Origin of the sequence: Polaromonas sp., assembly GCF_041689105.1 — a bacterium.
Lineage (GTDB): Bacteria > Pseudomonadota > Gammaproteobacteria > Burkholderiales > Burkholderiaceae_C > Polaromonas.
This window is the reverse complement of record NZ_JBDNGU010000047.1, coordinates 1-25,312: the sequence shown is the minus strand read 5'-3', so window position 1 is coordinate 25,312 and position 25,312 is coordinate 1. Positions and strand designations below refer to the sequence as shown.

The window sequence follows — 25,312 nt, the reverse complement described above, 5'->3', positions numbered from 1 at the left end:
CATATAAATCAACAAGTTAGCTTCAAAGCGCGAATAAAAAAACAGGGTCCGCCGTGCGTCTCAATTCGATCAAGTTATCCGGGTTCAAATCGTTTGCTGAACCGACCAATTTTGTCTTGCCAGGCCAGCTGGTCGGCGTGGTCGGCCCCAACGGTTGCGGAAAGTCCAACATCATGGATGCCGTGCGCTGGGTGCTCGGCGAAAGCCGCGCCTCTGAGCTGCGCGGCGAGTCCATGCAGGACGTGATCTTCAACGGCACCAACCTGCGCAAACCCGCTAGCCGTTCCAGCGTCGAGCTGGTGTTCGACAACGCCGACCACCGCGCTGGCGGCCAGTGGGGCCAGTTCGCCGAGATCGCCGTCAAGCGCGTGCTGACGCGTGACGGCACCAGCAGCTATTACATCAACAACCAGCCTGTGCGCCGCCGCGACGTGCAGGACGTTTTCCTGGGCACCGGCCTGGGGCCGCGCGCCTACGCCATCATCGGCCAGGGCACCATCAGCCGCATCATTGAATCCAAGCCCGAAGAACTGCGCCTCTTCCTGGAAGAAGCGGCCGGCGTGTCCAGGTACAAGGAACGCCGGCGCGAAACCGCCAACCGCCTGAGCGACACACGCGAGAACCTGACACGCGTTGAAGACATCCTGCGCGAGCTCAACGCCAACCTCGAAAAACTCGAAAAACAGGCGGAAGTTGCGCTGCGCTACAACAGCCTGCATGCCGACGCCACACTCAAGCAGCACCAGCTCTGGTTTCTCAAGCGGGCCGAGAGCGAGGCCGACCAGGCCAAGGTCAAGCTTGACGCCGAAAAATCGGTCAACGACCTTGAAAGCCGCATTGCCGACCTGCGCCACATCGAGGCCGACCTCGAGACCATTCGCCAGGCGCACTACGCCGCCGGCGATCAGGTCAACCAGGCCCAGGGCAAGCTTTATGAAGCCAGCGCCGAAGTTGGCCGGCTTGAGGCCGAGATCCGTTTTGTGGTCGAGGGCCGGCAACGTGTCGAGCAGCGCTTGCAACAGTTGAAAGAACAGACCGCGCAGTGGGCCGCGCGCAAGGACGCCGCCGCGCTGGAGACCGAGAACCTGGCCGCGCAGGCGCTGCAGGCCGAGGAGCAGTCCGAACTGCTGGCCGCGCAGAGCGAAGACCAGGCTGGCCAGTTGCCCGCGCTTGAAGAAGCCCTGCGCGCCGCGCAGTCCGAAGCCAATGAGCAGCGCACCAGCGTGGGCCAGGTACAGCAGCAAATCCAGGTGCTGGCCGCTGACCAGCGCAACATTGAAGAGCAGTCGCGCAGTCTGGGCCTGCGCCACGAGCGCCTGAGCGCCGACAAAAATGCGCTCAATGCACCCGATGAAGCGCGTTTGGTCAACCTCAACACGCAGTTCGGCGCGGCGCAGGAAAACCAGGAAATGGTCGAGGCGCGTCTGCACGAACTCACCGACAGCGTGCCGCAATTGGACGAGGACCGCCGCAACAAGCAGCAGGCCGTCAACACCGAATCGGCCAAACAGGCCGACCTGTCGGCGCGCATGGAAGCGCTCAAGGCACTGCAGGAGAAAGTCAAGACCGACGGCAAGCTCAAACCCTGGCTGGCCAAGCATGGCCTGGACGGCCTGCAGGGACTGTGGAGCCGCATCCACATCGAGCAGGGCTGGGAAAATGCACTGGAAGGCGCCCTGCGCGAGCGTTTGGGCGCCCTCGAAGTCAGCCGGCTGGACATGGTGCGCGGCTTTGCCGGCACCGACGGCCGCAATGACACAGAAGGTCCGCCCGCCAAGCTTTCGTTTTATTCACCACCATCCGGCGCTGCGCCAGCCCAGGCACCGCGCACCGGCCTGAAGCCGCTGGCCGATTTTCTGCGCCTGGGCGATGCCGGCCAGGCCGCCTTGCTCGGCGACTGGCTGCACGGCTGTCTGACCGCCGCCAGCCTGGACGAGGCACTGGCCGCGCGCCAGCAACTGCAGGCCGGCGAAGTGATTTATGTCAGAAGCGGCCACGCCGTGACGCAGCACAGCGTGAGTTTTTACGCCCAGGACTCCGAGCAGGCCGGCTTGCTGGCCCGCGCCCAGGAAATCGAAAACCTTGAAAAACAGTTGCGCGCACAGGCGCTGATCAGCGACGAGGCCCGCAGTGCATTGATCCGCGCCGAAGCGGCGTATGCCGACGCGGCCCAGCGCCTGGCCACGGCGCGCCGCGAGGCCGCCGAAGGCCAGAGCCGTAGGCATGAGCTGCAGGTCGAGGTCTTGCGACTGACGCAACTGGCCGAGCAGACCCGGGCACGCAGCCAGCAGATCAATGCCGATCTCGGAGAGATCAACACGCAGATGGATGAGCTGGAGGAGCGCAAGGTCACGGCCGAAGCGCGTTTTGAAGAACTCGACATGCAGCTGGCCGACAGCCAGGAGCGCCACGCCCAGCTCGACGACCGCGTCATTGAGGCCGAGCGCAAGCTGAACGAATCACGCGAGCAGCAACGTGCGCTGGAGCGCCAGTCGCAGGAAGCGCAGTTTGCGCTGCGCAGCCTGGCGTCGCGCCGCGACGAGCTGACGCGCTCCATCGACATCGCTGCGCAGCAGGCCGCCTCGATCGCCAGCGAGGAAGAACGCGCCAAAGAAGAACTTTCGCGCCTGAGCGACGCCGCTGCCAAGGCCGGCCTGCAGGATGCGCTCAATGTGAAGCTGGAGCGCGAGGCCGACCTGGGCGGCAAGCGCAGCCAGTACGACGACCTGACCACCAAGCTGCGCGCCAGCGATGAGCGCCGCCTGCAACTCGAACGCGAGCTCGATCCGATGCGCCAGCGCATCACCGAGTTCCAGCTCAAGGAGCAGGCCGCGCGCCTGGGCTTTGAGCAGTACGCGCAGCTGCTGGCGGACGCGCAGGCCGACCTGGCCACAGTCGAAGCGTCCATCCAGACCGGCAATGTGCGCCTGAGCGGCCTGCAGGGCGAGATCGACCGCATCAACCGCGACATCCAGTCCTTGGGCGCTGTCAATCTGGCAGCGCTCGACGAACTCGGCAGCGCGCGCGACCGCAAGCAGTTCCTAGATGCCCAGTCGGCCGACCTGAACGAAGCCATGATGACGCTGGAAGACGCGATCAGGAAGATCGACGCCGAAACACGCGACCTGCTTTCGTCGACTTTCGAGACGGTGAACCGGCATTTTGGCGAGATGTTCCCACGCCTGTTCGGCGGCGGCAACGCCAAACTCATGATGACCGGCGAGGAAATCCTGGATGCCGGTGTGCAGGTACTGGCCCAGCCGCCTGGCAAAAAAAACCAGACCATCCATTTGCTGTCGGGCGGCGAAAAAGCCCTGACCGCGATCGCCCTGGTGTTTGCGATTTTCCAGCTCAATCCGGCGCCGTTTTGCCTGCTCGACGAGGTCGATGCGCCGCTGGACGACGCCAACACCGAGCGGTATGCCAAGCTGGTCTCCAGCATGAGCAAGGAGACGCAGTTCCTCTTCATCAGCCACAACAAGATCGCCATGGAAATGGCCGAGCAACTGATCGGCGTGACCATGCAGGAGCAGGGCGTTTCTCGCATTGTGGCCGTCGACATGGAAGCCGCGCTCGGTTTCGCGGAAGCTGCATGATTTATAACTACCCGATGAGTACCTTACAAATCAGTTTGGCCATAGTTGGGGGATTGGTGCTTGCGGGCGTGGTGGCGCACAGCGCCTGGTCGGCGCGCAAAAATACGCCCAGGCAGGCCGAGCCTGATTCGGTCACCCCCTCTCCTACAGAGCCCGGCGGCGACATCCGTCCCCAACTGGAGTCAGAGCGGCAGGAGCCGGGGTTTGACCCCGAGGCCAGCCTCGACGCGGCACTCACGGCGCTGACCGTTCCCGAAAAGAAACCCGGGCTGGATGCGCTGATCGACGTCATCGCGCCCATCCTCGTCGACTCGGTAGTGTCCGGTGACGCCGCACTGGCCGCCATGCCTGGCTCGCGCCGCGCGGGCAGCAAGCCATTCGCCATTGAAGGCCTGAGCCTGGCCACTCGCGCCTGGGAAACCCCGGCTGCAGGTCAACGCTACAGCGCCTTCCAGGCCGGCGTGCAGCTGGCCAACCGCACCGGCGCGCTGAACCAGATCGAGTTTTCGGAGTTTGTGATGAAGGCCCAGGCCTTTGCCGACGCGTTGGACGGCCAGCCTGAGTTCCCCGACATGATGGACGAGGTGGCGCGCGCGCGCGAGCTGGACAACTTTGCCGGCACCCACGACGCCCAGCTGGGGTTCACGCTGCGCGCCAAACACACGGCCTGGAGTCCTGGGTATCTGCACCAGCATGCGGCCAAACTGGGTTTTGTCGCCGGTTCCATACCGGGTCGCATGGTGCTGCCAGCCACCCAGTCCGGTCAGTACGCACCGCCCGTGCTGGGTCTGTCTTTCGACACCCAGGCCGCGATGGCCGAAGACCCGGAACAAACCGCTTTGCGTGAACTGACCCTGTCGCTGGATGTACCGCAGGTTCTGCGGGTTGAGCAGCCTTTTGAGCGCATGTGCGAGGTAGCCATTGCGCTGGCTGCGAGCATGGACGGCGTGATCATCGATGACCAGGGCCAGCCGATCCGGCCGGAAGCCATGGAAGCCATCCACGCCGATCTGGAGCAGCTCTACAACACGCTGGAAGAACGCGACATGCCGGCCGGCTCTGCGCTGGGCCGGCGGCTTTTTTCCTGAACCTGCTGTTTCTTTCGCATGGCCACCCCTGACCTGTTTGCAGCGCAAGGGCCATCGCCTGCCGGACGTATCGCCGAGTTACGCACCGAGCTGCACCAGCACGCCCATCGTTATTACGTACTCGATGAACCCAGCATTCCGGACGCCGAGTACGACCGGCTGTTCCAGGAATTGCAGGCGCTGGAGGCCGCGCACCCGGAACTGGCCAGCCCGGATTCCCCGACATTGCGCGTCGGCGGCAGGCCGCTGGACCAGTTCGACAGCGTGCGCCATGCTGTGGCCATGCTCAGCATACGCACCGAGACCGACACCGAAGCCACAGGCGCACGCAACTTCGACACCCGGGTGCGCAAGGAACTGCGCCTGACCGAATCCGACCCGCCCGTGGAATATGTGGCCGAGCTGAAGTTCGACGGCCTGGCCATGAATCTGCGTTATGAGAACGGGGTGCTGGTGCAAGCGGCGACCCGCGGCGACGGCGAGGTCGGCGAGGACGTGACCCAGAACATTCGCACCATCCGACAAATCCCTCTGCGCCTGCCGAGCCGCAGCGACGGGCCGCCCCGAGCAAGGCTAGCCCCCGCGGGTGGCAGCGAAGCACATGAAATGGCGAGCGTGGGGGCCATGTTCCCGCCTCCCGTGCTCGAGGTACGCGGCGAGGTCTACATGCGCCGCGATGACTTCGAATCGCTCAACGAAAAGCAGCGTGAAAAAATCGCCCAGGGCGCCAAAAACGAAAAGACCTTCGTCAACCCACGCAACGCCGCCGCTGGCGCGGTGCGCCAGCTGGACCCGGGCATCGCTGCCCAGCGCCCGCTGAGCTTTTTTGCCTATGGCCTGGGCGAGGTCACGCCGAAGGACGATGGCGGGCCGCTGTTCGAAACGCACTTTCAGATGCTGCTGGCCCTGAAATCATGGGGTTTTCCGGTGGCAGCCCTAACGCAGACTGCGCAAGGTGCTGCTGAGTTGATAGCATTTCACCAGAAGATCGCGCGCGAACGTGACCAGTTGCCCTACGACATCGACGGTGTGGTCTACAAGGTCAACAGCTTGGCGTTGCAGAAGAAGCTCGGTTTTGTCACGCGTGAGCCTCGCTGGGCGGTGGCGCACAAATACCCGGCCCAGGAGCAGATGACCACCGTGCTGGCGATCGAGGTGCAGGTCGGCCGCACCGGCAAACTCACGCCGGTGGCCAAACTTGCGCCGGTGTTTGTCGGCGGCGTCACGGTGACCAACGCCACCCTGCACAACGAGGACGAAGCCCGCCGCAAGGACGTGCGGGTCGGCGACACCGTCATCGTGCGCCGTGCCGGCGACGTGATTCCGGAAGTGGTCAGCGTGCTGGCCGACAAACGCGTCAAGGATGCGCCGCAATTCACCATGCCGCACACCTGCCCGGTCTGCGGCTCGGACGCCGTGCGGGAAGAGGGCGAAGCCGACTATCGCTGCACTGGCGGCCTGTTCTGCGGTGCCCAGCGCAAGGAAGCCATCCTGCACTACGCGCACCGGCGCGCGGTCGAGGTCGAAGGACTGGGCGACAAACTGGTCGAGCAAATGGTCGACGCCAACATCATCCGCACCTTGCCGGACCTCTACAAGCTGGGCCTGAGAGCGCTGGCCGGGCTGGAGCGCATGGCCGACAAGTCCGCGCAAAACCTGCTGCAGGCGCTGGAAAAGTCCAAATCAACCACCTTGCCGCGCTTCCTGTTCGGCCTGGGCATACGCCATGTGGGCGAGGCCACGGCCAAGGAACTGGCGCGCCATTTCGGCAAGCTGGACGCCATCATGGACGCGCCTGAGCCCCAGTTGCTGGAAGTCAATGACGTCGGCCCCATCGTGGCCACCAGCCTCCGCACCTTCTTCGACCAGCCGCACAACCGCGAAGTCGTCGAGCAGTTGCGGGCCTGCGGGGTGACCTGGACAGAAGGCGAACCTGCTGCACGTGCGCCGCAGCCTTTGTCGGGCAAAACCTTTGTCGTCACCGGCACCCTGCCCACGCTAAGCCGGGACGAGGCCAAAGACCGGGTGGAAGCGGCTGGCGGCAAGGTGGCTGGATCGGTCAGCAAGAAGACTGACTACGTAGTGGCGGGGCTAGAGGCCGGCAGCAAACTCACCAAGGCGCGAGAACTGGGCATCACGGTGATTGACGAGGCTGGCCTGCTGCTGTTGCTGCAAGCGCCTGCGGGCTGATCTTTTTCAGGCAGCCGGCGGGACGGCATCGGGCAGCTTCTCCGGCCGCCGCCACAGCCAGACCAGCACGCAGGCCATGACGCCAATCACCACCAGCGCCATCCAGCGCTTCGGCAGGGTCCTCAGCATGATCAGGGCGCTGCCGCTCATGGTCAGGGTCGCCGCCCACTTGGCGCGCCGGCGCACCACGCCGCCGCGCCGCCACTCGGTCAACATGGGGCCGAAAGCGCTGTGGCCCTCCAGCAAGGCCAGCAGACGTGGCGAACTGCGGGCGGCAGCCCAGGCTGACAGCAGGATGAAGGGCACGGTCGGCAACACCGGCAGGAACAGGCCGACGACGCCCAGAAACAGGCTGATGACCGCCAGGCTGATCAGCAGCCAGCGTACAGGCGCCGTGGGCGGGGAAGGCGCGGGGCCAGAGTTGTCAGCCATGCCCCATTTTGCCGCGTGGGGCGCGCAGGCTCTGTATGCTTGCAGTTTTAGCGACACGCCAACCTGCACCATGACCATCCGCGACATTCTCAAAATGGGCGATCCGCGCCTGCTGCGCATTGCGCCGCCCGTCACAGAATTTGACACCGACGACATTCATTTGCTGGTGTCTGACATGTTTGAGACCATGCGCTCGGTCAACGGTGCTGGTCTGGCCGCGCCTCAGATCGGCGTGGACCTGCAATTGGTGATTTTCGGGACAGACGCGGTTAATCCGCGTTACCCGGACGCGCCGCTGGTGCCGCGCACGGTGCTGTTGAATCCAGTCATCACGCCGCTGTCGAGTGAAGAGGAAAACGGCTGGGAAGGCTGCCTCTCGGTGCCCGGACTGCGCGGGCTGGTGCCGCGCTGGTCGGCCATCCGCTACACCGGCTTTGACCCCTACGGCGACCCGATAGACCGGACGGTGGACGGCTTTCATGCGCGGGTGGTGCAACACGAGTGCGACCACCTGGTGGGCAAGCTCTACCCCATGCGCATCCGTGACTTCACGCAGTTTGGTTTTACCGACGTGTTGTTTCCAGGCCTGGACGCGTCCGACGATTGAGGCTTCACATGATTCAGGGCAGGGGGCACTGGCGTTTGAAGCATGCCCGCCGTAGTGAGGCCCTCACCTCAAGCTGCTTCAGGCCGTCTCGCGTTCCCGCACCGTTGATTCTGGCCCCAGGACAGCCTTCCACCACTTGGGTGCGCCCGGTTTAGGAAGCAATTTTGCCGCCAATTCCTCGGCCGAGCAATATTCAATGTTGGCGCGGCGCCGGTACAAGGACGCCTTGCTGCCTTCGTCGACCACCGGGGTTGATGATCCCTTGCTGTGTCCGGCGATCTGGCTGGGGCGTGCGCCGGCCCGCACCAAGGCGCGTGCCACGGCACGGCTGCGTCGCTCGCCGATCAGCCAGCAATAACGCTGGCTGCCTGTGCCCCAGGTATGTCCGGAGACCACGGCAAAGCGGTCTGGATTTTCGCGGAGGTACTCGGCATGCGCCTGAATCAGGGGCAAAAATTCCGCCTCCAGCTCATGGCTGTCCGGCTTGAAGAAGACGCGTCTGGCCAGGGGGCGGCGGTCGGGTGCCGAAGCCAGCGAATGCCTCAGGGTTTCCTCTCCCGACATGATTTCTGTGTAGCGACTCTTCATAGCGACCTCCTGTGGCATGGGTAACGGGGACAGCGTGTGCCCCCGTGGAGGGCGCAGCTATATTGATGTTTTACATAACATAAGTTATTTAAGATGTTGATTATTATAGATATTCTTCTACTTTTTGTCAACCGGCTCTGGCGTTGACTCAGAGGGCGGTGTCGGTGTCGGTGTCGGTGTCGGTGGCTCGGGCTCCAGGCCGAAAAGCGCGTTCATGTCCAGTGCGGGACCGGTCTGGTACTCGCCACCGGGTGCCATGTCCAGCATCCGTTCAGAGACGACGCCCTGCTTCGGCTTGTTTTTGGCTGCATTCGCCTTATCGCCAATCACGATCTGGGGAAACGCGATGATCAGAGCGAGCAGCACCCCCTGAATCGCGATAAAGGGCAGGGTGCCTGCGTAGATCTGGCCCGTCGTCACGCGGGCAACAGGCTGGCCTGTTTCCGCATCGGTGTAGTCCTCCGAGGGGGCCACGCTGCGCAGGTAAAAGAGGGCGAATCCGAAAGGCGGGGTCAGAAATGAAGTTTGCAGATTGATGCCGACCAGCACGCCAAACCAGATCAGATCGATGTCGAGCTTGGTGGCAATCGGCGCCAGCAGGGGCAGCAAGATAAATGCAATTTCGAAAAAGTCCAGCAAGAACCCGAGCACAAATACCAGGACGGTTACGGCGATCAGGAAGCCGGTGCTGCCTCCAGGCAGCTTGTCGAACAGGTGCTCCACCCAGACATTGCCGTCCACGGCCTGGAAGGTCAGGCTGAAAACCGTGGCGCCGAGCAGAATGAACACGACGAAGGCGGCAAGTTTGGTCGTTGCCGGAAGGGCATCCATGGCTTGATTGATGTCCAGGCGTTTGCGCGCGACGGCAAGCAGCAGGGCGCCGACGGCACCCATGGCGCCGCCCTCGGTCGGTGTCGCTATCCCGAGGAAAATCGTGCCCAGCACCAGAAAAATCAGCAGCAGGGGTGGGATGAGCACAAAGGCGACGCGCCGCGCAATCCGGGACAGCCAGCGGGTCCCGAACACGGTATCGGCCAGCACCACGACCAGTGCGACATACGCGCCGATCAGCATCAGCGCCGGCAGCAGGGCGCCGGCATACATGTCGCCGACGCTGCGGCCCAGCTGGTCTGCCATGACGATCAGCACCAGCGACGGTGGCACGACCTGCGCCAGGCTCCCGGCCGCGGTGATCACCCCGCTTGCAATACGCCGGTCGTAGCCATATCGCAGCATGATAGGCATGGAAATCAGGCCCATGGCAATGATGGAAGCTGCAACCACGCCGGTGGTTGCCGCCAGCAGCGAGCCCACCAGGACAACAGCCAGCGCAAGGCCGCCGCGCATGGCGCCGAACACCTGCCCCACGGTCTCCAGAAGGTCTTCGGCCATGCCTGAGCGCTGCAGGACGAGGCCCATGAAGGTGAAGAAAGGGATGGCCAGCAGGGTTTTGTTGGACATGATGCCCAGCACCCGCAAGGGCAAGGCCTGCACCAGGCTGGGCGGCAGCATGCCAAGCTCGATGCCGACGAATCCGAAAACCAGCCCGCAGGAGGCCAGCGCAAATGCCACACGAATACCGCTGATGAGGAACAGCGCGAGGCAGCCAAACATGATGGGCGCCATGTTGAGCATGATCCACGCGGTCATGAGGACTCTCCCGTGGATGCTCCACGGAAGACAAACGGCGGCAGGTCCGCCTCGGAGCTCAGGGGCGCGTCCCTGCGCCCGGTGAGGTAGGCCAGGCGCTTGATGGCCTCGGAGAGGACCTGCAGGGTCAGCAGGGAGAAACCAACCGGAATGCACAGGTACACCGGCCAGCGGATCAGCCCGCCGGCGTTGTAGGACATTTCTCCCAAGACCCAGGCCCGGTAGAAAACTCGCTGCCCAGAAACACCAGCAGCAGGCACACCGGAATCACCAAGGCTATGAAGGCCAGCAGGTCGACCCAGGCACGGGTGCGCTCGGAGAAGTGCTGGGACAGTGCATCAATCCTGACATGTTCCTTGACCAGCAGGGTGTAAGCTGCAGCACCCAGAAACGCTGCGGCGAACAAATACCACTGAATTTCAAGCCAGGCGTTGGAGCTGGCATCGAACAGCTTGCGGGTCCAGGCGTTTCCGGCACTGATAAAAATTGACGCAACGATTAACCAGACACAGCTGCGTCCTATTTTCCGGTTCAGTCAGTCGATGCCTGCCGACAGGCGGAGCAACATGTTGATCATCATGGGGGCTCCTCTTTAGTGGGGCGCAAGACACGCGGCTGACTGCCAGGCCAAAAGGCAAAGCCCTAGCTGGGGGTGGGCAAGCGGGAGGCGACATGCCCGGAGAAAGCATCATGTTAGGCGATCTGCAGAAAAAACCCATAGAGGGTGACCCTGTGTCAAGGCGAGACATTCACGAAGCCAGCGTCTCAAGCAGCTCAGTCTCGATGGCGATTTGCGCCTTGTTTTGCTGCAGTTCAGGTCCGTCGATCAGAAAAGTGTCTTCCACGCGCTCGCCCAGGGTGGTGACCTTGGCGAGCTGCAGGTTGATGCGGTGGTGGGCCAGCACACGGGCAATCGAATACAGCAGGCCGACCCGGTCGCTGGCCGAGACACTGAGCAGCCAGCGCTGGCCTTTTTCATCGGGCCGCAGGTCCACACGCGGCGCAATCGGGAAGCTCTTGACGCGGCGCGACACCCGGCCTTTGCCCGGCGGCGGCAGCGGGTTGTTTTCCTCAATCGTGCGGTCGAGGTCGGCCTCGACCATGGCCACCAGTTCGCGGTAGTGGTCGGCCAACGTCGGGCTGACGACCTGGAAGGTATCCAGCGCATAACCGGGCGAACCCTTGTAGGGCTTGGCGGTATGCACCTTGGCGTCAAGAATGCTGAAGCCGGCTTCCTCAAAGTATCCGCAGATGCGGGCAAACAAGTCGGGCGCGTCGGGTGTGTAGACCAGCACCTGCATGCCTTCGCCGGCGGCCGAGCGGCGCGCTCGCACCACACATGTGGCCGTGCCGACGTGACGCGACAGGTGACGCGCATGCCAGGCGATATCGCCGGCCTCATGGCGCATGAAATAACTGACGTCCAGCGTGCCCCACAGCGGCTTGTGCGCTTCAAACGGCTCGGCGTGCAGGGCCAGCATGGCCAGCGCCTCGCGTTTGCGTGCCTCGACTTCGGCGCCGGCGTCGGGCGCGCGGCCGCCCAGCACGCGCAGGGTGTAGCGGTACAGGTCTTCGAGCAGCTTGCCTTTCCAGGCGTTCCAGACTTTGGGGCTGGTGCCGCGTATGTCGGCCACCGTCAGCAGGTACAGCGCCGTCAGGTAGCGCTCGTTGCCAACGCGCCCCGCAAAGGCGGCAATCACCTCCGGGTCGCTCAGGTCTTCTTTTTGCGCGATGCGGCTCATGGTCAGATGCTCGCCGACAAGGAATTCAATCAATTTGGCGTCCTCGGCAGGAATGCCGTGCTGACGGCAGAACACGCGGACATCGAGGCAGCCGAGCTCGGAATGATCGCCGCCGCGCCCCTTGGCGATGTCGTGAAACAGCGCGGCGATGTAAAGAATCCAGGGCTTGTCCCAGCCAGCGGCCAGTTGCGAGCACGAGGGATATTCATGCGCATGTTCGGCCATGAAAAAGCGCCGCACATTGCGTAGCACCATCAGGATGTGCTGGTCCACCGTGTAGACGTGGAACAGGTCGTGCTGCATCTGGCCGACGATCTTGCGGAACACCCACAAATAACGCCCCAGCACCGAGGTCTGGTTCATAAGGCGCATGGCATGGGTGATGCCTGTAGGCTGCTGAAGGATCTGCCGGAACGTGGCGCGGTTGACCGGGTCGCGCCGGAAGCCGGCGTTCATGATGCTGCGTGTGTTGTACAACGCTCGCAAGGTACGTGCGGACAGGCCCTTGAGTCCGGGCGTGGTCTGGAACAGCAAAAAGGTTTCGAGGATGGCGTGCGGCTCGCGCTGGTACAGGTCGTCGCTGGCGACCTCGATCATGCCGGCTTTGTCAAAAAACCGTTCATTGATGGGGCGCAGCGGCCAGTTGTGCGGGTTCAGCCGTTCGTCGATGTTGAGCAGCAAAATCTGGTTGAGCTGGGTCACCGCCTTGGCGGCCCAGTAATAACGCTTCATCAGCGCCTCGCTGGCGCGGCGCGGCAGCTTGCCGCCGTCGTCGGCTTGGGCCGCGTAGGAGAAAGATTCGGCGACGGCGGTCTGCAGGTCAAACACCAGGCGGTCTTCACGCCGCCCCGAGATCAGGTGCAAGCGTGCGCGTATCAGGCTCAACAGCGCCTCGTTGGCCTTGATCTGGCGCACTTCGAAGGCGGTGGCCAGGCCGTTGCGCGCCAGCTCGTCCCAGGATTTGCCCAGCCCTGCGGCGCGCGCGACCCAAAGCACCAGTTGCAGGTCGCGCAGGCCGCCCGGGGACTCCTTGCAGTTGGGTTCCAGCGCGTAAGGTGTGTTTTCGAACTTGTTGTGGCGCTGGCGCATCTCCAGCGTCTTTGCCACAAAAAACGCCTGCGGATCGAGCGCAACGTCAAGCTGCGCGATCAAGGCCGTGAAGATGTTCTTGGAGCCGGCCACCAAGCGTGCTTCCAGCAGCGAGGTCTGCACGGTCACGTCCTTGGCGGCTTCCTCGGCGCAATCACGGACGGTACGCACGCTGGACCCGATTTCCAGCCCGCTGTCCCAGCAGGTGCCTATGAAGCTTTCAACCTTGCCTTTCAGCGGCGAGTTGCCATCGAGCTGCGAGTCGTCGGGCAGCAACAGCAGCACGTCAACGTCCGAATGCGGGAACAACTCGCCGCGACCGAAGCCGCCGACAGCCACCAGCGCACAACCGGCCGGGAAACCGGCGCGTTGCCAGAGCTGGCGCAAGGTCGTATCGGTGTGCCTGCTCAGACGGCGCAGCAGGCTGTGGATACCGCGCGTCGAGGAGCCACTGCCGGCCAGCGAGGCCAGCAACGCGTTTTTGCCGGCCCGGTACTGCTCACGCAATCGGGCTGACTCGGCCACGGCAGACGGGGAGGGCAGCGCGGAAAGCATCTGCGGCAAGCGGGGGTGCTGGCCGGGCGGCCTCAGGCGGCGGAGTCGGCAGTGAGCGTCGCTGCTGCTGGTGCGGCCGCATGCCAGGCCGCGACAAAATCGGGCGTGGCCGGGCTGCCGGCCGAGAGGGTCAATACCTCGTAACCGGTTTCGGTCACCAAAACGGTGTGCTCCCATTGGGCCGAGAGGGAGTGGTCGCGCGTCACGATGGTCCAGCCATCTTTTTCCGGGCCGTCCTTGATATCGCGTTTGCCGGCGTTGATCATGGGTTCTATCGTGAAGGTCATGCCTGGCGTGAGCAGCTCCAGCGTCCCGGGGCGGCCGTAATGCAGCACCTGCGGTTCTTCATGGAAGCGCTGGCCGATGCCGTGGCCGCAGAACTCTCGCACCACCGAAAAACCCTGTTTTTCGGCAAATGTCTGGATGGCAAAACCAATGTCGCCGAGCCGCACACCCGGCTTGACGCGCATGATGCCCTGCCACATCGCCTCGAAAGTGACCCTGCACAGGCGCTTGGCGGCGATGGATACGTCGCCGATCAGGTACATGCGGCTGTTGTCGCCGAACCAGCCATCCTTGGTAATCACGGTGACATCAATGTTCATGATGTCACCTTTTTTCAGGGGCTTGTCATTCGGAATGCCGTGGCAGACCACGTGGTTCAGCGAAGTGCACAGCGAGGCCGGGTAGGGCGGGTAGCCCGATGGCTGGTAGCCCAGTGTGGCCGACACCGTGCCCTGCACATTGACCATGTAGTCATTGGCCAGCTTGTCGATTTCGCGCGTGGTGACACCGGCTTTCATGAAGGGGGTGAGGTAGTCCAGCACCTCGGACGCCAGTATGCAGGCGACGCGCATGCCTTCGATGCCCGCCGCATCTTTGTACGTAATACTCATAACACGATTATCGCACTTGAGCCTCGCGAGGGCAGAAAGCGCAGCCATCGCTGATAAAATTGAGGGTTAACACGTACCCGGCAGGCCTGCAGCGCTGTCAAACCCCTGGCAGGTCCCGACACCGGCCGACAACCAACAAGGCCACCGCCACCGTGACCCTGCATCTGACGACTTTCGAGGGTGAACCCGCCGGGATCAGCGCCCTCAGCGACTTCCGCGTCCAGCAACTTCTCCCGCGCCTGCAAGCCATAGCGCCTCCTGTCAACGGTCTCAGCGCCCGTTTTGTGCACCTGGTGGCCACTGAGGCTCCGCCGGACGACGAGCTCAGGAGCTGTCTCGCCGCGCTGCTCAGTTATGGCGAGCCTGCTCCAGATGTTGCCGGCGGGAGTGACGGCCTGGTTGTCATTGTTTCGCCGCGTTTCGGCACGGTTTCGCCTTGGGCCTCCAAGGCCACTGACATCGCCCATAACTGCGGGCTGGCGGTCAAGCGCATCGAACGCATTACCGAGTACCGGTTGAACCTGAAGTCAGGTTTTTTCAGCAAGGGGGCGTTGAGCGACGCCCAGCACGCGGAGGTTGCGGCGCTGCTGCATGACCGGATGACTGAAAGCGTGATGGCCGACCGGGCCCAGGCCGTCGGCCTGTTCACCGAGCTGCAGGGTGCAGCCCTGCAGACGATTGACGTGCTGGCAGGCGGAAAAGGCGCGCTGGAGACCGCCAACAGCGAGTTTGGCCTGGCGCTGGCCGCAGACGAGATCGACTATCTGGTGAATGCCTTCACCCAGCTCCAGCGCAACCCGACCGACGTCGAGCTGATGATGTTTGCCCAGGCCAACAGCGAACACTGCCGCCACAAGATTTTCAACGCCGACTTCACCATCGACGGCGTGGCGCAGGACAGAAGCCTGTTCGCGATGATCCGCAACACCGAAAAGCTGAACCCCCAGCACACGGTGGTGGCTTATACGGACAACGCCTCGGTCATGGAAGGCGGCATGGCCCAGAAATTTTATGCAAAATCGGCCTCCAGCCCTCGTCAGTCCGGCGCAACCAGCTATCAAAGTTATAGCGCCTCAAGGGTGCTCACCCATGTGCTGATGAAGGTCGAGACGCACAACCATCCGACGGCGATTTCTCCCTTTCCAGGCGCCTCCACCGGCGCCGGCGGCGAGATCCGCGACGAAGGCGCCACCGGCCGCGGCTCCCGGCCCAAGGCGGGCCTGACCGGGTTCACCGTGTCACGGCTGTTCGATGGCGATTTCGGCAAACCCGGCCACATCGCCAGCCCGCTGCAGATCATGACGGAGGGCCCGCTGGGCGGCGCGGCCTTCAACAACGAGTTCGGCCGGCCCAATCTGGCCGGCTACTTCCGTGAGTACGAGCAGACGGTCGGCGGCCAGCGCTGGGGTTACCACAAGCCCATCATGATCGCCGGCGGTGTCGGCACCATCGCTGCCGAGCTGACGAAGAAAATCCTGTTTCCGGCCGGCACCTTGCTGATTCAGCTCGGCGGCCCCGGCATGCGCATCGGCATGGGCGGCAGCGCGGCCAGTTCCATGGCATCGGGCGCGAATGCGGCACAGCTCGATTTTGATTCGGTGCAACGCGGCAACCCCGAGATCGAGCGCCGTGCCCAGGAAGTCATCAACCAGTGCGCCCAGCTCGGCACCGACAACCCGATCCTGGCGATCCATGACGTGGGCGCTGGTGGCCTGTCCAACGCCTTCCCTGAACTGGTCAACGACGCCGGCCGCGGCGCGCGTTTCGACCTGCGCGCCGTACCGCTGGAAGAAAGCGGCCTTTCTCCGAAGGAAATCTGGAGCAACGAAAGCCAGGAGCGTTATGTGATGGCGATAGCGCCGGAATCGCTGGCGCAGTTTGAAGCTTTCTGCGCGCGTGAGCGCTGCCCGTTTGCTGTGATTGGTGTGGCGACGGAGGAAAGGGACCTGATCGTCACAGATGAATCGAACGCAGGCCTTTTCTACCAGCCGGGGCCGCGGAACCGGCTTAGCCGGGCCGCAGGCGCAGCGGCCCCCCCGGGGGGCAGCGAACCACACGCAGTGGGGAGCGTGGGGGCCCCAGTCAACATGCCCATGAATGTGCTTCTGGGCAAGCCGCCCAAGATGCACCGCGACGTGAAAAGCGTCAAGCAGGCGATCAAACCCATCAACCTGACCGGCGTAGACCTGCAGAAAAGCGCGATTGCCGTGCTGAGTCACCCGACCGTGGCGTCCAAGCGTTTCCTGATCACCATCGGTGATCGCACCGTCGGTGGCCTGACGCACCGCGACCAGATGGTGGGCCCCTGGCAGGTGCCGGTGGCCGACTGCGCCGTGACGCTGGCCGACTACGCCGGTTTTGCCGGTGAAGCCATGAGCATGGGCGAACGCACGCCGCTGGCCGCCGTCAATGCTGCAGCCTCGGGCCGCATGGCGGTCGCCGAGGCCATTACCAACCTGCTGGCCGCGCCGATTGACTTGCCGCGCGTCAAGCTGTCCGCCAACTGGATGGCCGCCTGCGGTGAGCCTGGCCAGGACGCTGCGCTGTACGAGACCGTCAAGGCCGTCGGCATGGAACTGTGCCCGGCGCTGGGTGTGTCGATTCCGGTTGGCAAGGATTCCCTGTCCATGCGGACAGTCTGGTCCGACGATGGCGCCAGCAAAAAAATCACCTCGCCAGTGTCGCTTATTGTCAGCGCCTTTGCCACGCTGGCCGACGTGCGCGGCACACTCACGCCGCAGTTAAACGCCGAAGAAGCCGATACCACGCTGATCCTGATCGATCTGGGCAAAGGCCAGAGCCGCATGGGCGGCTCCATCCTGGCGCAGACGCTGGAACTCGAAGACGGTGCGGTGCCGGATCTCGACGAGCCGCAAGACCTGGTCAACCTGGTGAACGCGATCAACGCCCTGCGCCAGCAGGGCAGCTTGCTGGCCTACCACGACCGCAGCGACGGCGGCCTGTTTGCCACTGTGTGCGAAATGGCCTTCGCCGGCCATGTCGGCGTGTCGCTCAACATCGACATGCTGCTGGTCGAGGGCGACGGCATCCACGACAGCCGCATGGACACGGGCGACAGCAAGAACTGGGCGTCACAGGTTGGCGCGCGGCGCGAAGAACTCACCCTGAAGGCCTTGTTCAATGAAGAGCTGGGCGCCGTCATCCAGGTGCGTACCGAAGTGCGCAACAAGGTCATGCAGACTTTGCGCGAACACGGGCTATCGAAGTTCAGCCACTTCATCGGCAAGACCCGCCCGCCACACGCCTCGCTGGAGGTTGGCAAGGGCGAAGTCCAGGTCTGGCGCGACACCAAAGCCGTGTTCAGCGCCAAACTGCAGAACCTGCACCAGGTCTGGGACAGCGTGAGCTGGAAGATCAACCAGCAGCGCGACAACCCGGCCTGCGCCGATGCCGAACATGCGGCGGCCGGCGATCCTCTGGACCCGGGGTTGCATGTCCACTGGGCATCAAATACGTCTCCAGCCCTTTCTCAGCCTTCTCCGATAGCTAGTGAATCGATAGCAAGCCCCGCACTCATGTTGACGCGTCCCAAGGTCGCCATCCTGCGCGAGCAGGGTGTCAACTCGCATGTGGAGATGGCCTACGCCTTCACGCAGGCGGGTTTCGAGGCTTTCGACGTGCACATGACCGACCTGCAGACCGGACGCGCGCAACTGGCCGACTTCACCGGCGTGGTGGCCTGCGGCGGCTTCAGTTATGGCGACACCCTGGGCGCCGGTATCGGCTGGGCCCGCTCCATCACGTTCAACCCGCCGCTGTCGGCGCAGTTCCAGGCATTCTTCGGGCGAACCGACACCTTCGGCCTGGGCGTGTGCAACGGCTGCCAGATGTTTGCCGAGCTTGCCAACATCATTCCTGGCGCTGGGGCCTGGCCGCGTTTCACCACCAACCGCAGCGAACGTTTCGAGGCGCGCCTGAGCCAGGTGGAAGTGCTGGATTCACCCAGCCTGTTTTTTGCGGGCATGGCCGGACACCGCTTGCCGATTGCCGTGGCGCACGGCGAGGGTTATGCCAACTTCGAGAAGGCACGCGGAGGACGCGGCGACGCGGCCAGCGTGATTGCCGCGATGCGTTTCACCGACAACCACGGTCGGCCCACCGAAGCTTATCCAGCCAACCCCAACGGCAGCGCAGGCGGCCTGACGGCGGTCACCACGGCCGACGGGCGCTTCACGGCGCTGATGCCGCACCCGGAACGCGTCTTCCGCAACATCCAGATGAGCTGGACCCCGCTGGACAGCAGCGTGCCCAGCCCGTGGATGGACATCTGGCGCAATGCGCGCAAGTGGGTGGTCTAGCCGCTTAAAACGCAGGCACCGTGGCGCAGGCCGCGCCACGCCTCGCTTTGCGCACTTTTCGAGGGCCTCATCAACAAACTTGTCCACATGAAGCAGGGACAACTTCTGTAATCGTGATGGTCTTCGAGCTTATCCCGCGCAGCAGGACAGCTGCGTCACGTCCTTGCTGAAAGTCTGCGCCGCAAGCTTCAGCCCCTCGACCATCGTCAGGTACGGGAACAACTGGTCGGCCAGCTCCTGCACGGTCATCCTCGCCCGGATGGCCAATGCCGCAGCCTGGATGAGTTCGCCCGCTTCTGGTGCCACGGCCTGCACGCCGATGAGCCGGCTGGAGCCCGCTTCGGCGACCAATTTGATGAACCCACGCGTGTCGAAGTTGACGAGCGCTCGCGGCACGTTGTCCAGCGCGAGTGTGCGGCTGTCAGTGGCGATGCCGTCGCGATGTGCCGCTGCTTCGCTGTAGCCCACGGTAGCAACCTGCGGGTCGGTGAACACCACCGCCGGCACGACAGTCAGATCGAGGGTCGCTTCGCCGCCGGTCATGTTGATGGCGGCGCGGGTGCCCGCCGCCGCCGCCACATAGACGAATTGCGGCTGGTCGGTGCAGTCGCCGGCGGCGTAGATATGCGGACTGCTCGTGCGCATCGCCTTGTCGATGATGATGGCACCTTGCGCATTGACCGCGACGCCCGCGGCTTCCGGCGCCAGGCCGCGCGTGTTGGGCGCTCGCCCAGTCGCGACCAGCAGCTTGTCGGCGCGCACCTCGCCCTGCCCCGTGGTGAGCGTGAATTGATCGTCCGCATAGGCGACATGGCTGGCCTGGGTATGGTCCAGCACTCCGATGCCCTCGGCGCGGAAGGCGGCCGTGACGGCCACGCCGATGGCCGGGTCTTCCCGGAAAAACAGCGTGCTGCGCGCCAGGATCGTCACATGGCTGCCCAGCCGGGCGAAGGCTTGGGCCAGTTCCAGGGCTACTACCGACGAGCCGATCACCGCGAGCCGGGGTGGAATCGAAGCACTCACCAAGGCTTCGGTCGAGGTCCAGTACGGTGTCTCTTTCAGGCCAGGGATCGGCGGCACGGCTGGACGGGCTCCGGTGGCAATCAGGCAGCGGTCGAACGCTACCGTGTGCTCGCCGCCTTCGTTCAGGCGGACGATCAGGGTGTGGTCGTCCTTGAAACGGGCGTCGCCGTGCAGTACGATGATGGCTGGATTGCCGTCCAGGATGCCTTCGTACTTGGCGTGCCGCAGTTCATCAACGCGCGCCTGCTGCTGGGCCAGCAGTTGTGCGCGGTCAATCGCCGGCTCGGTCGCCGCGATGCCACCATCGAACGGACTTTCCCGTCGCAAATGGGCGATATGCGCGGCGCGGATCATGATCTTCGATGGCACACAGCCAACGTTGACGCAGGTACCGCCGATGGTGCCGCGCTCGATGAGCGAGACGCGCGCACCAAGCTCCACGGCTTTGAGCGCTGCTGCCATCGCGGCTCCGCCGCTGCCGATAATGGCAATATGCATGTCTGCTATCACCGTGTGGGCGGCAGTTCGCCGGCGCCCGATGGGCAGTGGCGGTTTGCTGGCGCGATCAAGTCCCAAACGGACACCGCAATCATGAACGCAAAGCCGGTGTAGAGCAGTCGCTCTGTCCACCAATTTCCAATGAGAAACAAGGCGGTTGTCAGCACAATCAAGGGGCCGACCATGCCCAGTGCACTGCGGTACCACTGCTTGTGGCTCAGGTAACCCAGTGCATTGGCCAGCAGCGCAAGGGCTGCAAAAAATGGCAACAATCTGGTGATAAAAATGCCTTCATACTGGCTTAAAAATCCGAGCCCGATGGCGGCCCCCAAGCTGGCGATGGCAGGAAAGCAGGCACCGCAAGCCATGGCTGAAACGATACTTCCAAGCGCGCCAGACTTGTCGCCGATGCGGGTGATGAGGCCCATGATTTTCCCTTTCCTTGTTGAATGCCCTAAGCTTATTACCGTAGCTAAGTACGGAGTCAAGTCTTATGGAAACAAATTTGGAAAATCTGACCATTGGCGTTTTCGCCAAGGCGGCCGAGGTCAATGTGGAGACCATCCGGTTCTATCAGCGCAAGGGCTTGTTGCCGGAGCCGGACAAGCCTTATGGCGGCATTCGCCGGTATGGTGAGACGGCTGTGGCGCGGGTGCGCTTCGTGAAATCGGCGCAACGGCTGGGTTTCAGCCTGGACGAGATCGCCGAGCTGCTGCGCCTGGAGGATGGCACGCACTGCGCAGAAGCCGGGCGTCTGGCCGAGCACAAACTCAAGGATGTACGTGCGAAACAGGCGGACTTGGCGCGTATGGAGGCCGCGCTATCCGAGCTGGTGCGCGCCTGCCATGCAACAAAGGGGAACGTTTCCTGCCCGCTGATTGCGTCGCTGCAAGGGGTGCAAGCGCTTCGCACTGGGATGTGATTTTCCGTTTCGCGAGCCGACCTCGTTATTGCAGCGACAAAAAAGCGCGGACATGCCGCGCTTTTTTTTGGAAGGGCTTCGCCAGTTCCGCGTTGTCCGACCGGGGATCACTCCACCTTGGCTTTTTCGCGCAAGCCCTGCTGGAAGGCTGCCAGCTTTTGCTGCTGCATCTGCTGGGCGATTTGCGGCTTGAGTTCTTCAAAAGGCGGCAGTTTGGCGGTGCGGATGTCATCGACGCGGATGATGTGGTATCCAAACTGGGTCTTCACCGGCGTGTCCGTCAGCTGGCCCTTGTTGAGCTTGCCCATGGCCTGGGCGAACTCGGGAACGTAGCTGCTCGGGTTGGCCCAGTCCAGGTCGCCGCCGTTGGCGCCGGAGCCGGGGTCTTTGGACTGCTTCCTGGCGATGTCCTCAAACTTGCCGCCTTTTTTCAGGCTGGCAATGATGGCCTTGGCTTCGTCTTCCTTTTCCACCAGGATGTGGCGCGCCTTGTATTCCTTGCCACCGTTGGCTGCGACAAACTTGTCGTACTCGCCCTTGAGTTCGGCGTCGGTAACGGGGTTTTTCTTCTGGTAATCGGCGAACAACTCGCGGATCAAAATGGCCTGGCGGGCCAGTTCCATCTGCGTCTTGAAGTCGTCGGTGGCCGACAGGCCCAGCTTCTCGGCTTCCTGCATGAAGACTTCGCGGGCAATGACTTCCTCACGGATCTGGCCTTGCATCTCTGGCGTGACCGGACGGCCGGAGCGCGACAACTGCAGCGCCAGCGCATCGACGCGGGCGTTGGGAACGGCCTTGCCGTTGACGATGGCGACGTTCTGCGCAAAAGCGCCGGTCGCGCCCACGACCATCAGGCCGCTGAGAACACCAGCCAGTAAAAGGGTCTTTTTCATGGTTTTCCTTGGGGATCGAAGGGGTTTTGTTGCCGGTACGGGCAGCAAATCAGGGTGTTTCCATGATTTCAATGGCCAGCGCATGCAGGCCTTCATCAATGAAATTTTGCAGTGCATCATACACAAGCCGGTGGCGCGCTACGCGGCTTTTGCCCGCAAAAGCGGGACTGGCAATACGCACACGAAAATGACTGCCAAAGCCCTGGACGTTGGCACCCGAGTGGCCTGCATGCGCGGCGCTTTCGTCGATCACTTCGAGGCGGGTTGGGTGTAGCCTGGCACGCAATTGTTCCTCAATGCGAGCGGCATGAACGGGCAGTGGCGCGATGGGAAGGCTCATCATCAGGCCTTGACGTGTTTGTTCAGGAACACGGCCTGCGCCATCACAAACACCAGCATCAGGCCGAGGCCGCCGAACAGCTTGAAGTTGACCCAGGTGGCGGTCGAAAAACTGAACGCCACCCAGAGATTGAGCAGGCCCATGACCGCAAAAAACGCTATCCAGCTGAAATTGACCTTGCGCCAGACCGCATCGGGCAAGGTCAGTTGCGCACCCATCAGCTTCTGGATGCCGTTTTTGTTGAACACCAACTGGCCAACCAGCAGGGCGCCGCCCATGACCCAGTACAACACGGTGGGCTTCCATTTGATGAAAGCTTCGCTGTGGAAATAGATGGTGGCGCCGCCGAGCATGGTCACCAGCCCTAGGCTGACCCACAGCATGGTGTCTATCTTGCGGCCGCGCGCCACCAGCCACAGGATCTGCGCCAGCGTCGCGAGAATGACCACCACCGTGGCCAGCAGCACCGGCGCTTCGGCGGTGCCCACCACCCCGCCCGAGACCATGAAACCCAGCCACTCGGTAGCGGTGCGCGCCGCCCATTCGGTGTTGCCTTCGGCGTACTTGAACATCCCGAAGAACAGGACGATGGGCAGGAAGTCGAAGAGAATTTTCATGAGGTGATTATCGCGCCCCCACGCTCCGCCGCTGCGCGGGTCGCTGCCCCCCGAGGGGGCGCTGCGCCTGCGGCCCGGCAAAGCCGGTTCCGCAGCCCTGGCTTGCAAAGGCAAGAAATATCTAGCGCCATCTTCATACTTTCTGGAACTCTAATGAGGCGGAGTTCATGCAATAACGCAGGCCGGTGTCGGTGGGGCCATCGGGAAATACATGGCCCAGATGCGCGCCGCACTGCGCGCAAACGGTTTCCGTGCGTGTCATGCCGTGGCTGCGGTCCACGATGTCGGTGATCGCGCCGGGCACAGCCTCCGAAAAACTGGGCCACCCGCATCCGGCGTCAAATTTGGTCTTTGCATCAAACAGCAGGTTGCCACAGCAGATGCAGTGGTAACTGCCATCATCCCAGACGACCTCGTATTTGCCGGTGAAGGGGCGTTCGGTGGCTGCCTGCCGGGTGACCTGAAAGGCGCCGGGTTCGGCGCCTTTTTCAGCCAGCACGGCTTTCCATTCGGCATCGGTTTTCTGGATCTTGTCGCTCATTGTTTTTTTGCCTTTTGAGACTTGGTTTTAGCTCGCTTACGAACTGCAGCTGATTTCAATCGACGAAGCCCAGTCGGGAGGGAAGCCGGCGAAGCTGCCATGGGCCGTATGTTCGTCAAATGGGGCCTGAAGCAGAGTCAGCAAGGTATCGACTCCTGAAAAATCCATTACTTTCGCGGCCTGGATGGCCTGCTCGCCCAAATGGTTGCGCAACACGTATTTCGGGTTGGTTTTGAGCATCAAATCGGCCCGCAGCCCTTGATCCACGTGCGCAAGCCGCTCTGAATACTGTAGCGCCCAGGCGTCGAAGGCCGGCCGGTCCAGAAACAGGTCGCGCACCGCCTCGTTCGCGGCGCCGGGCACAAAACCACCCAGGCGGCGCCAGAAGATGCTGTAGTCCACCTTGTCGGCGGCCAGCAGTTTAAAGGCGCTTTCGATCAGCGTCTTGTCCTCCGGCCGGGCATCAGACAGGCCCAGCTTGGCGCGCATCCGGCCTTCCAGCGCCTGCGGAAACACGGTTTTGTAGGACTCCAGCGCCGCCAGTGCCTGCTCCTGGCTGTCCATCAGCGGCAGCAGCGCCTGCCCCAGGCAAAACAGGTTCCAGTAGGCGATATTGGGCTGCTTGTTGTAGGCGTAGCGGCCCTGGGTGTCGGAGTGGTTGCAGACCTGGCCGGGGTCAAAAGCGTCGAGAAACTGGAAAGGGCCGTAGTCAATCGTCAGGCCCAGAATGCTCATGTTGTCAGTGTTCATCACGCCGTGGCAAAACCCGACTCCCTGCCAGGCCGCCACCAGGTCGGCCGTGCGTTCGCTGACCGCCTGCAGCAGTGACGCATACGGCTGGGCGCCTTCGCGGCAAGCCGGGTAAAAGTTGTCGATGACGAAGTCCGCCAGCACCTTGAGCTGTTCATGCTGATCGCTGTAGCTGAAATGCTCAAAATGCCCGAAGCGGATAAAACTGGGCGCCGTGCGGGTCACCACGGCGGCGGTTTCTATCTCTTCGCGTCGTACCTTGGCATCGGAGCCGGTGACACATAGCGCGCGCGTGGTAGGGATGCCCAGGCCGTGCATGGCCTCGGAACACAGATACTCACGGATCGAGCTGCGCAGTACCGCGCGCCCGTCGCCCATGCGCGAGTAGGGCGTGACGCCCGCGCCTTTGAGCTGGATCTCCTGAGCGCCGGCGGCGGTTTGCAGCTCCCCGAGCAGGATGGCGCGCCCGTCACCGAGCTGGCCGGCCCACTGGCCGAACTGGTGGCCGCTGTAAACGCTGGACAGCGGCCGGGCGCCCTGCGCCACCCGGTTACCGGTGAACAGCGCCAGCGCTTCCTGCGATTCGAACCAGGGTTGCGCCAGCCCCATCTCGCCCGCCAGCGCCTGATTGCGGCTTACCCAATAAGGCGAGGGCAGAGGCGTAGGCGGGAGCTCCGTGAAAAAATCCGGCCCCAGACCGGCGAAGCGGTTGTTCCATGCCAGACCTGGGACGACAGCAGGGGAATCGTGGATGACTGCGTTCATCCCTTCATTGTCCTATGCAGCCAACAGCCCCGTGTGGCTGGGGTCAAAGCGCGAAGCGAGGAGCGTACGGGCTCTTTCCTCATCAGCCGGGGCCGCGGGACCGGCTTTGCCGGACCGCAGGCGCAGCGGCCCCCTCGGGGGGCAGCGCAGTACACGAAGCGACGGGCGTGAGCGCTCTTTCCTCATCAGCCGGGGCCGCGGGACCGGCTTT

Annotated in this window: 19 protein-coding genes and 1 pseudogene; 6 read left to right on the top strand and 14 right to left on the bottom strand. The window is 63.3% G+C overall.

The features are described 5' to 3' along the window. The first annotated feature begins 53 nt into the window (after positions 1 to 53). Genes smc through ligA form a run of 3 tightly spaced genes read left to right on the top strand, consistent with a single transcriptional unit; the run spans position 54 to position 6,874 of the window. Positions 54 to 3,596, top strand: a complete 3,543-nt coding sequence (gene smc, locus ACESMT_RS04210) for a chromosome segregation protein SMC (protein WP_372825319.1) — start codon at positions 54 to 56, stop codon at positions 3,594 to 3,596. 14 nt (positions 3,597 to 3,610) lie between these two features. Then, positions 3,611 to 4,684: a cell division protein ZipA C-terminal FtsZ-binding domain-containing protein gene (locus tag ACESMT_RS04205; RefSeq protein WP_372825318.1), complete on the top strand. Its 1,074-nt coding sequence runs from the start codon at positions 3,611 to 3,613 to the stop codon at positions 4,682 to 4,684. 18 nt (positions 4,685 to 4,702) lie between these two features. Next, positions 4,703 to 6,874: an NAD-dependent DNA ligase LigA gene (gene ligA / locus ACESMT_RS04200; RefSeq protein WP_372825317.1), complete on the top strand. Its 2,172-nt coding sequence runs from the start codon at positions 4,703 to 4,705 to the stop codon at positions 6,872 to 6,874. 6 nt (positions 6,875 to 6,880) lie between these two features. On the opposite strand, the gene ACESMT_RS04195 is transcribed toward ligA, so the two are convergent. Beyond that, positions 6,881 to 7,306, bottom strand: coding sequence for a YbaN family protein (locus ACESMT_RS04195; RefSeq protein ID WP_372825316.1), 426 nt, complete (start codon positions 7,304 to 7,306; stop codon positions 6,881 to 6,883). A 70-nt stretch (positions 7,307 to 7,376) separates the two neighbouring features. On the opposite strand from ACESMT_RS04195, the gene def reads away from it, so the two are divergent. Further along, positions 7,377 to 7,913, top strand: a complete 537-nt coding sequence (def, locus tag ACESMT_RS04190) for a peptide deformylase (protein WP_372825315.1) — start codon at positions 7,377 to 7,379, stop codon at positions 7,911 to 7,913. Positions 7,914 to 7,991: 78 nt separating this feature from the next. Here the strand turns inward: def and ACESMT_RS04185 are convergent, their stop codons facing one another. The 6 genes from ACESMT_RS04185 to map all read right to left on the bottom strand — a co-directional run bounded on the left by ACESMT_RS04185 (position 7,992) and on the right by map (position 14,433). Continuing rightward, positions 7,992 to 8,501 carry an OmpA family protein gene (locus ACESMT_RS04185; RefSeq protein ID WP_372825314.1) on the bottom strand — a complete coding sequence of 170 codons (510 nt, stop codon included), beginning with the start codon at positions 8,499 to 8,501 and terminating at the stop codon, positions 7,992 to 7,994. Between the two features lie 117 nt (positions 8,502 to 8,618). Beyond that, positions 8,619 to 10,151, bottom strand: a complete 1,533-nt coding sequence (locus ACESMT_RS04180; RefSeq protein WP_372825313.1) for a TRAP transporter large permease subunit — start codon at positions 10,149 to 10,151, stop codon at positions 8,619 to 8,621. Continuing rightward, a complete protein-coding gene (locus ACESMT_RS04175; protein WP_372825312.1) occupies positions 10,148 to 10,351 on the bottom strand; it encodes a hypothetical protein in 204 nt (67 codons plus the stop codon). Before ACESMT_RS04175 ends, ACESMT_RS04180 begins: the two co-directional genes overlap by 4 nt. Further along, positions 10,327 to 10,569, bottom strand: coding sequence for a TRAP transporter small permease subunit (locus ACESMT_RS04170; RefSeq protein ID WP_372825320.1), 243 nt, complete (start codon positions 10,567 to 10,569; stop codon positions 10,327 to 10,329). Before ACESMT_RS04170 ends, ACESMT_RS04175 begins: the two co-directional genes overlap by 25 nt. A gap of 331 nt (positions 10,570 to 10,900) precedes the next feature. Next, on the bottom strand, positions 10,901 to 13,537 hold the full coding sequence (locus tag ACESMT_RS04165; protein WP_372825311.1) for a [protein-PII] uridylyltransferase: 2,637 nt from the start codon (positions 13,535 to 13,537) through the stop codon (positions 10,901 to 10,903). Between the two features lie 32 nt (positions 13,538 to 13,569). Then, positions 13,570 to 14,433, bottom strand: a complete 864-nt coding sequence (map, locus tag ACESMT_RS04160) for a type I methionyl aminopeptidase (RefSeq protein WP_372825310.1) — start codon at positions 14,431 to 14,433, stop codon at positions 13,570 to 13,572. 152 nt (positions 14,434 to 14,585) lie between these two features. Here map and purL point away from each other — a divergent pair, with 152 nt between their 5' ends. Next, positions 14,586 to 18,752, top strand: coding sequence for a phosphoribosylformylglycinamidine synthase (purL, locus tag ACESMT_RS04155; protein ID WP_372825309.1), 4,167 nt, complete (start codon positions 14,586 to 14,588; stop codon positions 18,750 to 18,752). Between the two features lie 129 nt (positions 18,753 to 18,881). On the opposite strand, the pseudogene merA reads toward purL, so the two are convergent. Both merA and merC read right to left on the bottom strand, forming a co-directional pair. After that, positions 18,882 to 20,273 (bottom strand): annotated as a pseudogene (merA, locus tag ACESMT_RS04150) (mercury(II) reductase); the annotation flags it as partial. 8 nt (positions 20,274 to 20,281) lie between these two features. After that, complete coding sequence (gene merC, locus ACESMT_RS04145) at positions 20,282 to 20,701, bottom strand: organomercurial transporter MerC (RefSeq protein WP_372825308.1); 420 nt, start codon at positions 20,699 to 20,701, stop codon at positions 20,282 to 20,284. Positions 20,702 to 20,766: 65 nt separating this feature from the next. Here merC and merR point away from each other — a divergent pair, with 65 nt between their 5' ends. Then, positions 20,767 to 21,195 (top strand): Hg(II)-responsive transcriptional regulator, encoded by a 429-nt coding sequence (gene merR / locus ACESMT_RS04140; RefSeq protein ID WP_372825307.1) that lies wholly within the window; start codon positions 20,767 to 20,769, stop codon positions 21,193 to 21,195. A 107-nt stretch (positions 21,196 to 21,302) separates the two neighbouring features. Here merR and ACESMT_RS04135 read toward each other — a convergent pair whose 3' ends face one another. The 5 genes from ACESMT_RS04135 to ACESMT_RS04115 all read right to left on the bottom strand — a co-directional run bounded on the left by ACESMT_RS04135 (position 21,303) and on the right by ACESMT_RS04115 (position 25,101). After that, positions 21,303 to 22,088, bottom strand: a complete 786-nt coding sequence (locus ACESMT_RS04135; RefSeq protein ID WP_372825306.1) for a peptidylprolyl isomerase — start codon at positions 22,086 to 22,088, stop codon at positions 21,303 to 21,305. A gap of 49 nt (positions 22,089 to 22,137) precedes the next feature. Continuing rightward, on the bottom strand, positions 22,138 to 22,428 hold the full coding sequence (locus ACESMT_RS04130) for a BolA family protein (RefSeq protein WP_372825305.1): 291 nt from the start codon (positions 22,426 to 22,428) through the stop codon (positions 22,138 to 22,140). A gap of 2 nt (positions 22,429 to 22,430) precedes the next feature. Then, a complete protein-coding gene (locus ACESMT_RS04125; RefSeq protein WP_372825304.1) occupies positions 22,431 to 23,045 on the bottom strand; it encodes a septation protein A in 615 nt (204 codons plus the stop codon). Positions 23,046 to 23,178: 133 nt separating this feature from the next. Further along, the gene (msrB, locus tag ACESMT_RS04120) at positions 23,179 to 23,586 is read right to left on the bottom strand and encodes a peptide-methionine (R)-S-oxide reductase MsrB (protein ID WP_372825303.1); all 408 of its coding nucleotides are present in this window, start codon (positions 23,584 to 23,586) and stop codon (positions 23,179 to 23,181) included. A 36-nt stretch (positions 23,587 to 23,622) separates the two neighbouring features. After that, the gene (locus tag ACESMT_RS04115; RefSeq protein ID WP_372825302.1) at positions 23,623 to 25,101 is read right to left on the bottom strand and encodes a YdiU family protein; all 1,479 of its coding nucleotides are present in this window, start codon (positions 25,099 to 25,101) and stop codon (positions 23,623 to 23,625) included. Between the last annotated feature and the right edge of the window lie 211 nt (positions 25,102 to 25,312).

Coding starts and splice junctions, on each gene's coding strand:
- merC (WP_372825308.1), bottom strand. CDS start 20,701: ATGGGCCTCATCACCCGCATCGGCGACAAGTCTGGCGCGCTTGGAAGT.
- def (WP_372825315.1), top strand. CDS start 7,377: ATGACCATCCGCGACATTCTCAAAATGGGCGATCCGCGCCTGCTGCGC.
- ligA (WP_372825317.1), top strand. CDS start 4,703: ATGGCCACCCCTGACCTGTTTGCAGCGCAAGGGCCATCGCCTGCCGGA.
- ACESMT_RS04125 (WP_372825304.1), bottom strand. CDS start 23,045: ATGAAAATTCTCTTCGACTTCCTGCCCATCGTCCTGTTCTTCGGGATG.
- ACESMT_RS04205 (WP_372825318.1), top strand. CDS start 3,611: ATGAGTACCTTACAAATCAGTTTGGCCATAGTTGGGGGATTGGTGCTT.
- ACESMT_RS04195 (WP_372825316.1), bottom strand. CDS start 7,306: ATGGCTGACAACTCTGGCCCCGCGCCTTCCCCGCCCACGGCGCCTGTA.
- ACESMT_RS04165 (WP_372825311.1), bottom strand. CDS start 13,537: ATGCTTTCCGCGCTGCCCTCCCCGTCTGCCGTGGCCGAGTCAGCCCGA.
- ACESMT_RS04135 (WP_372825306.1), bottom strand. CDS start 22,088: ATGAAAAAGACCCTTTTACTGGCTGGTGTTCTCAGCGGCCTGATGGTC.
- ACESMT_RS04115 (WP_372825302.1), bottom strand. CDS start 25,101: ATGAACGCAGTCATCCACGATTCCCCTGCTGTCGTCCCAGGTCTGGCA.
- ACESMT_RS04185 (WP_372825314.1), bottom strand. CDS start 8,501: ATGAAGAGTCGCTACACAGAAATCATGTCGGGAGAGGAAACCCTGAGG.
- ACESMT_RS04180 (WP_372825313.1), bottom strand. CDS start 10,151: ATGACCGCGTGGATCATGCTCAACATGGCGCCCATCATGTTTGGCTGC.
- ACESMT_RS04130 (WP_372825305.1), bottom strand. CDS start 22,428: ATGAGCCTTCCCATCGCGCCACTGCCCGTTCATGCCGCTCGCATTGAG.
- map (WP_372825310.1), bottom strand. CDS start 14,433: ATGAGTATTACGTACAAAGATGCGGCGGGCATCGAAGGCATGCGCGTC.
- merR (WP_372825307.1), top strand. CDS start 20,767: ATGGAAACAAATTTGGAAAATCTGACCATTGGCGTTTTCGCCAAGGCG.
- msrB (WP_372825303.1), bottom strand. CDS start 23,586: ATGAGCGACAAGATCCAGAAAACCGATGCCGAATGGAAAGCCGTGCTG.
- ACESMT_RS04175 (WP_372825312.1), bottom strand. CDS start 10,351: ATGTCCTACAACGCCGGCGGGCTGATCCGCTGGCCGGTGTACCTGTGC.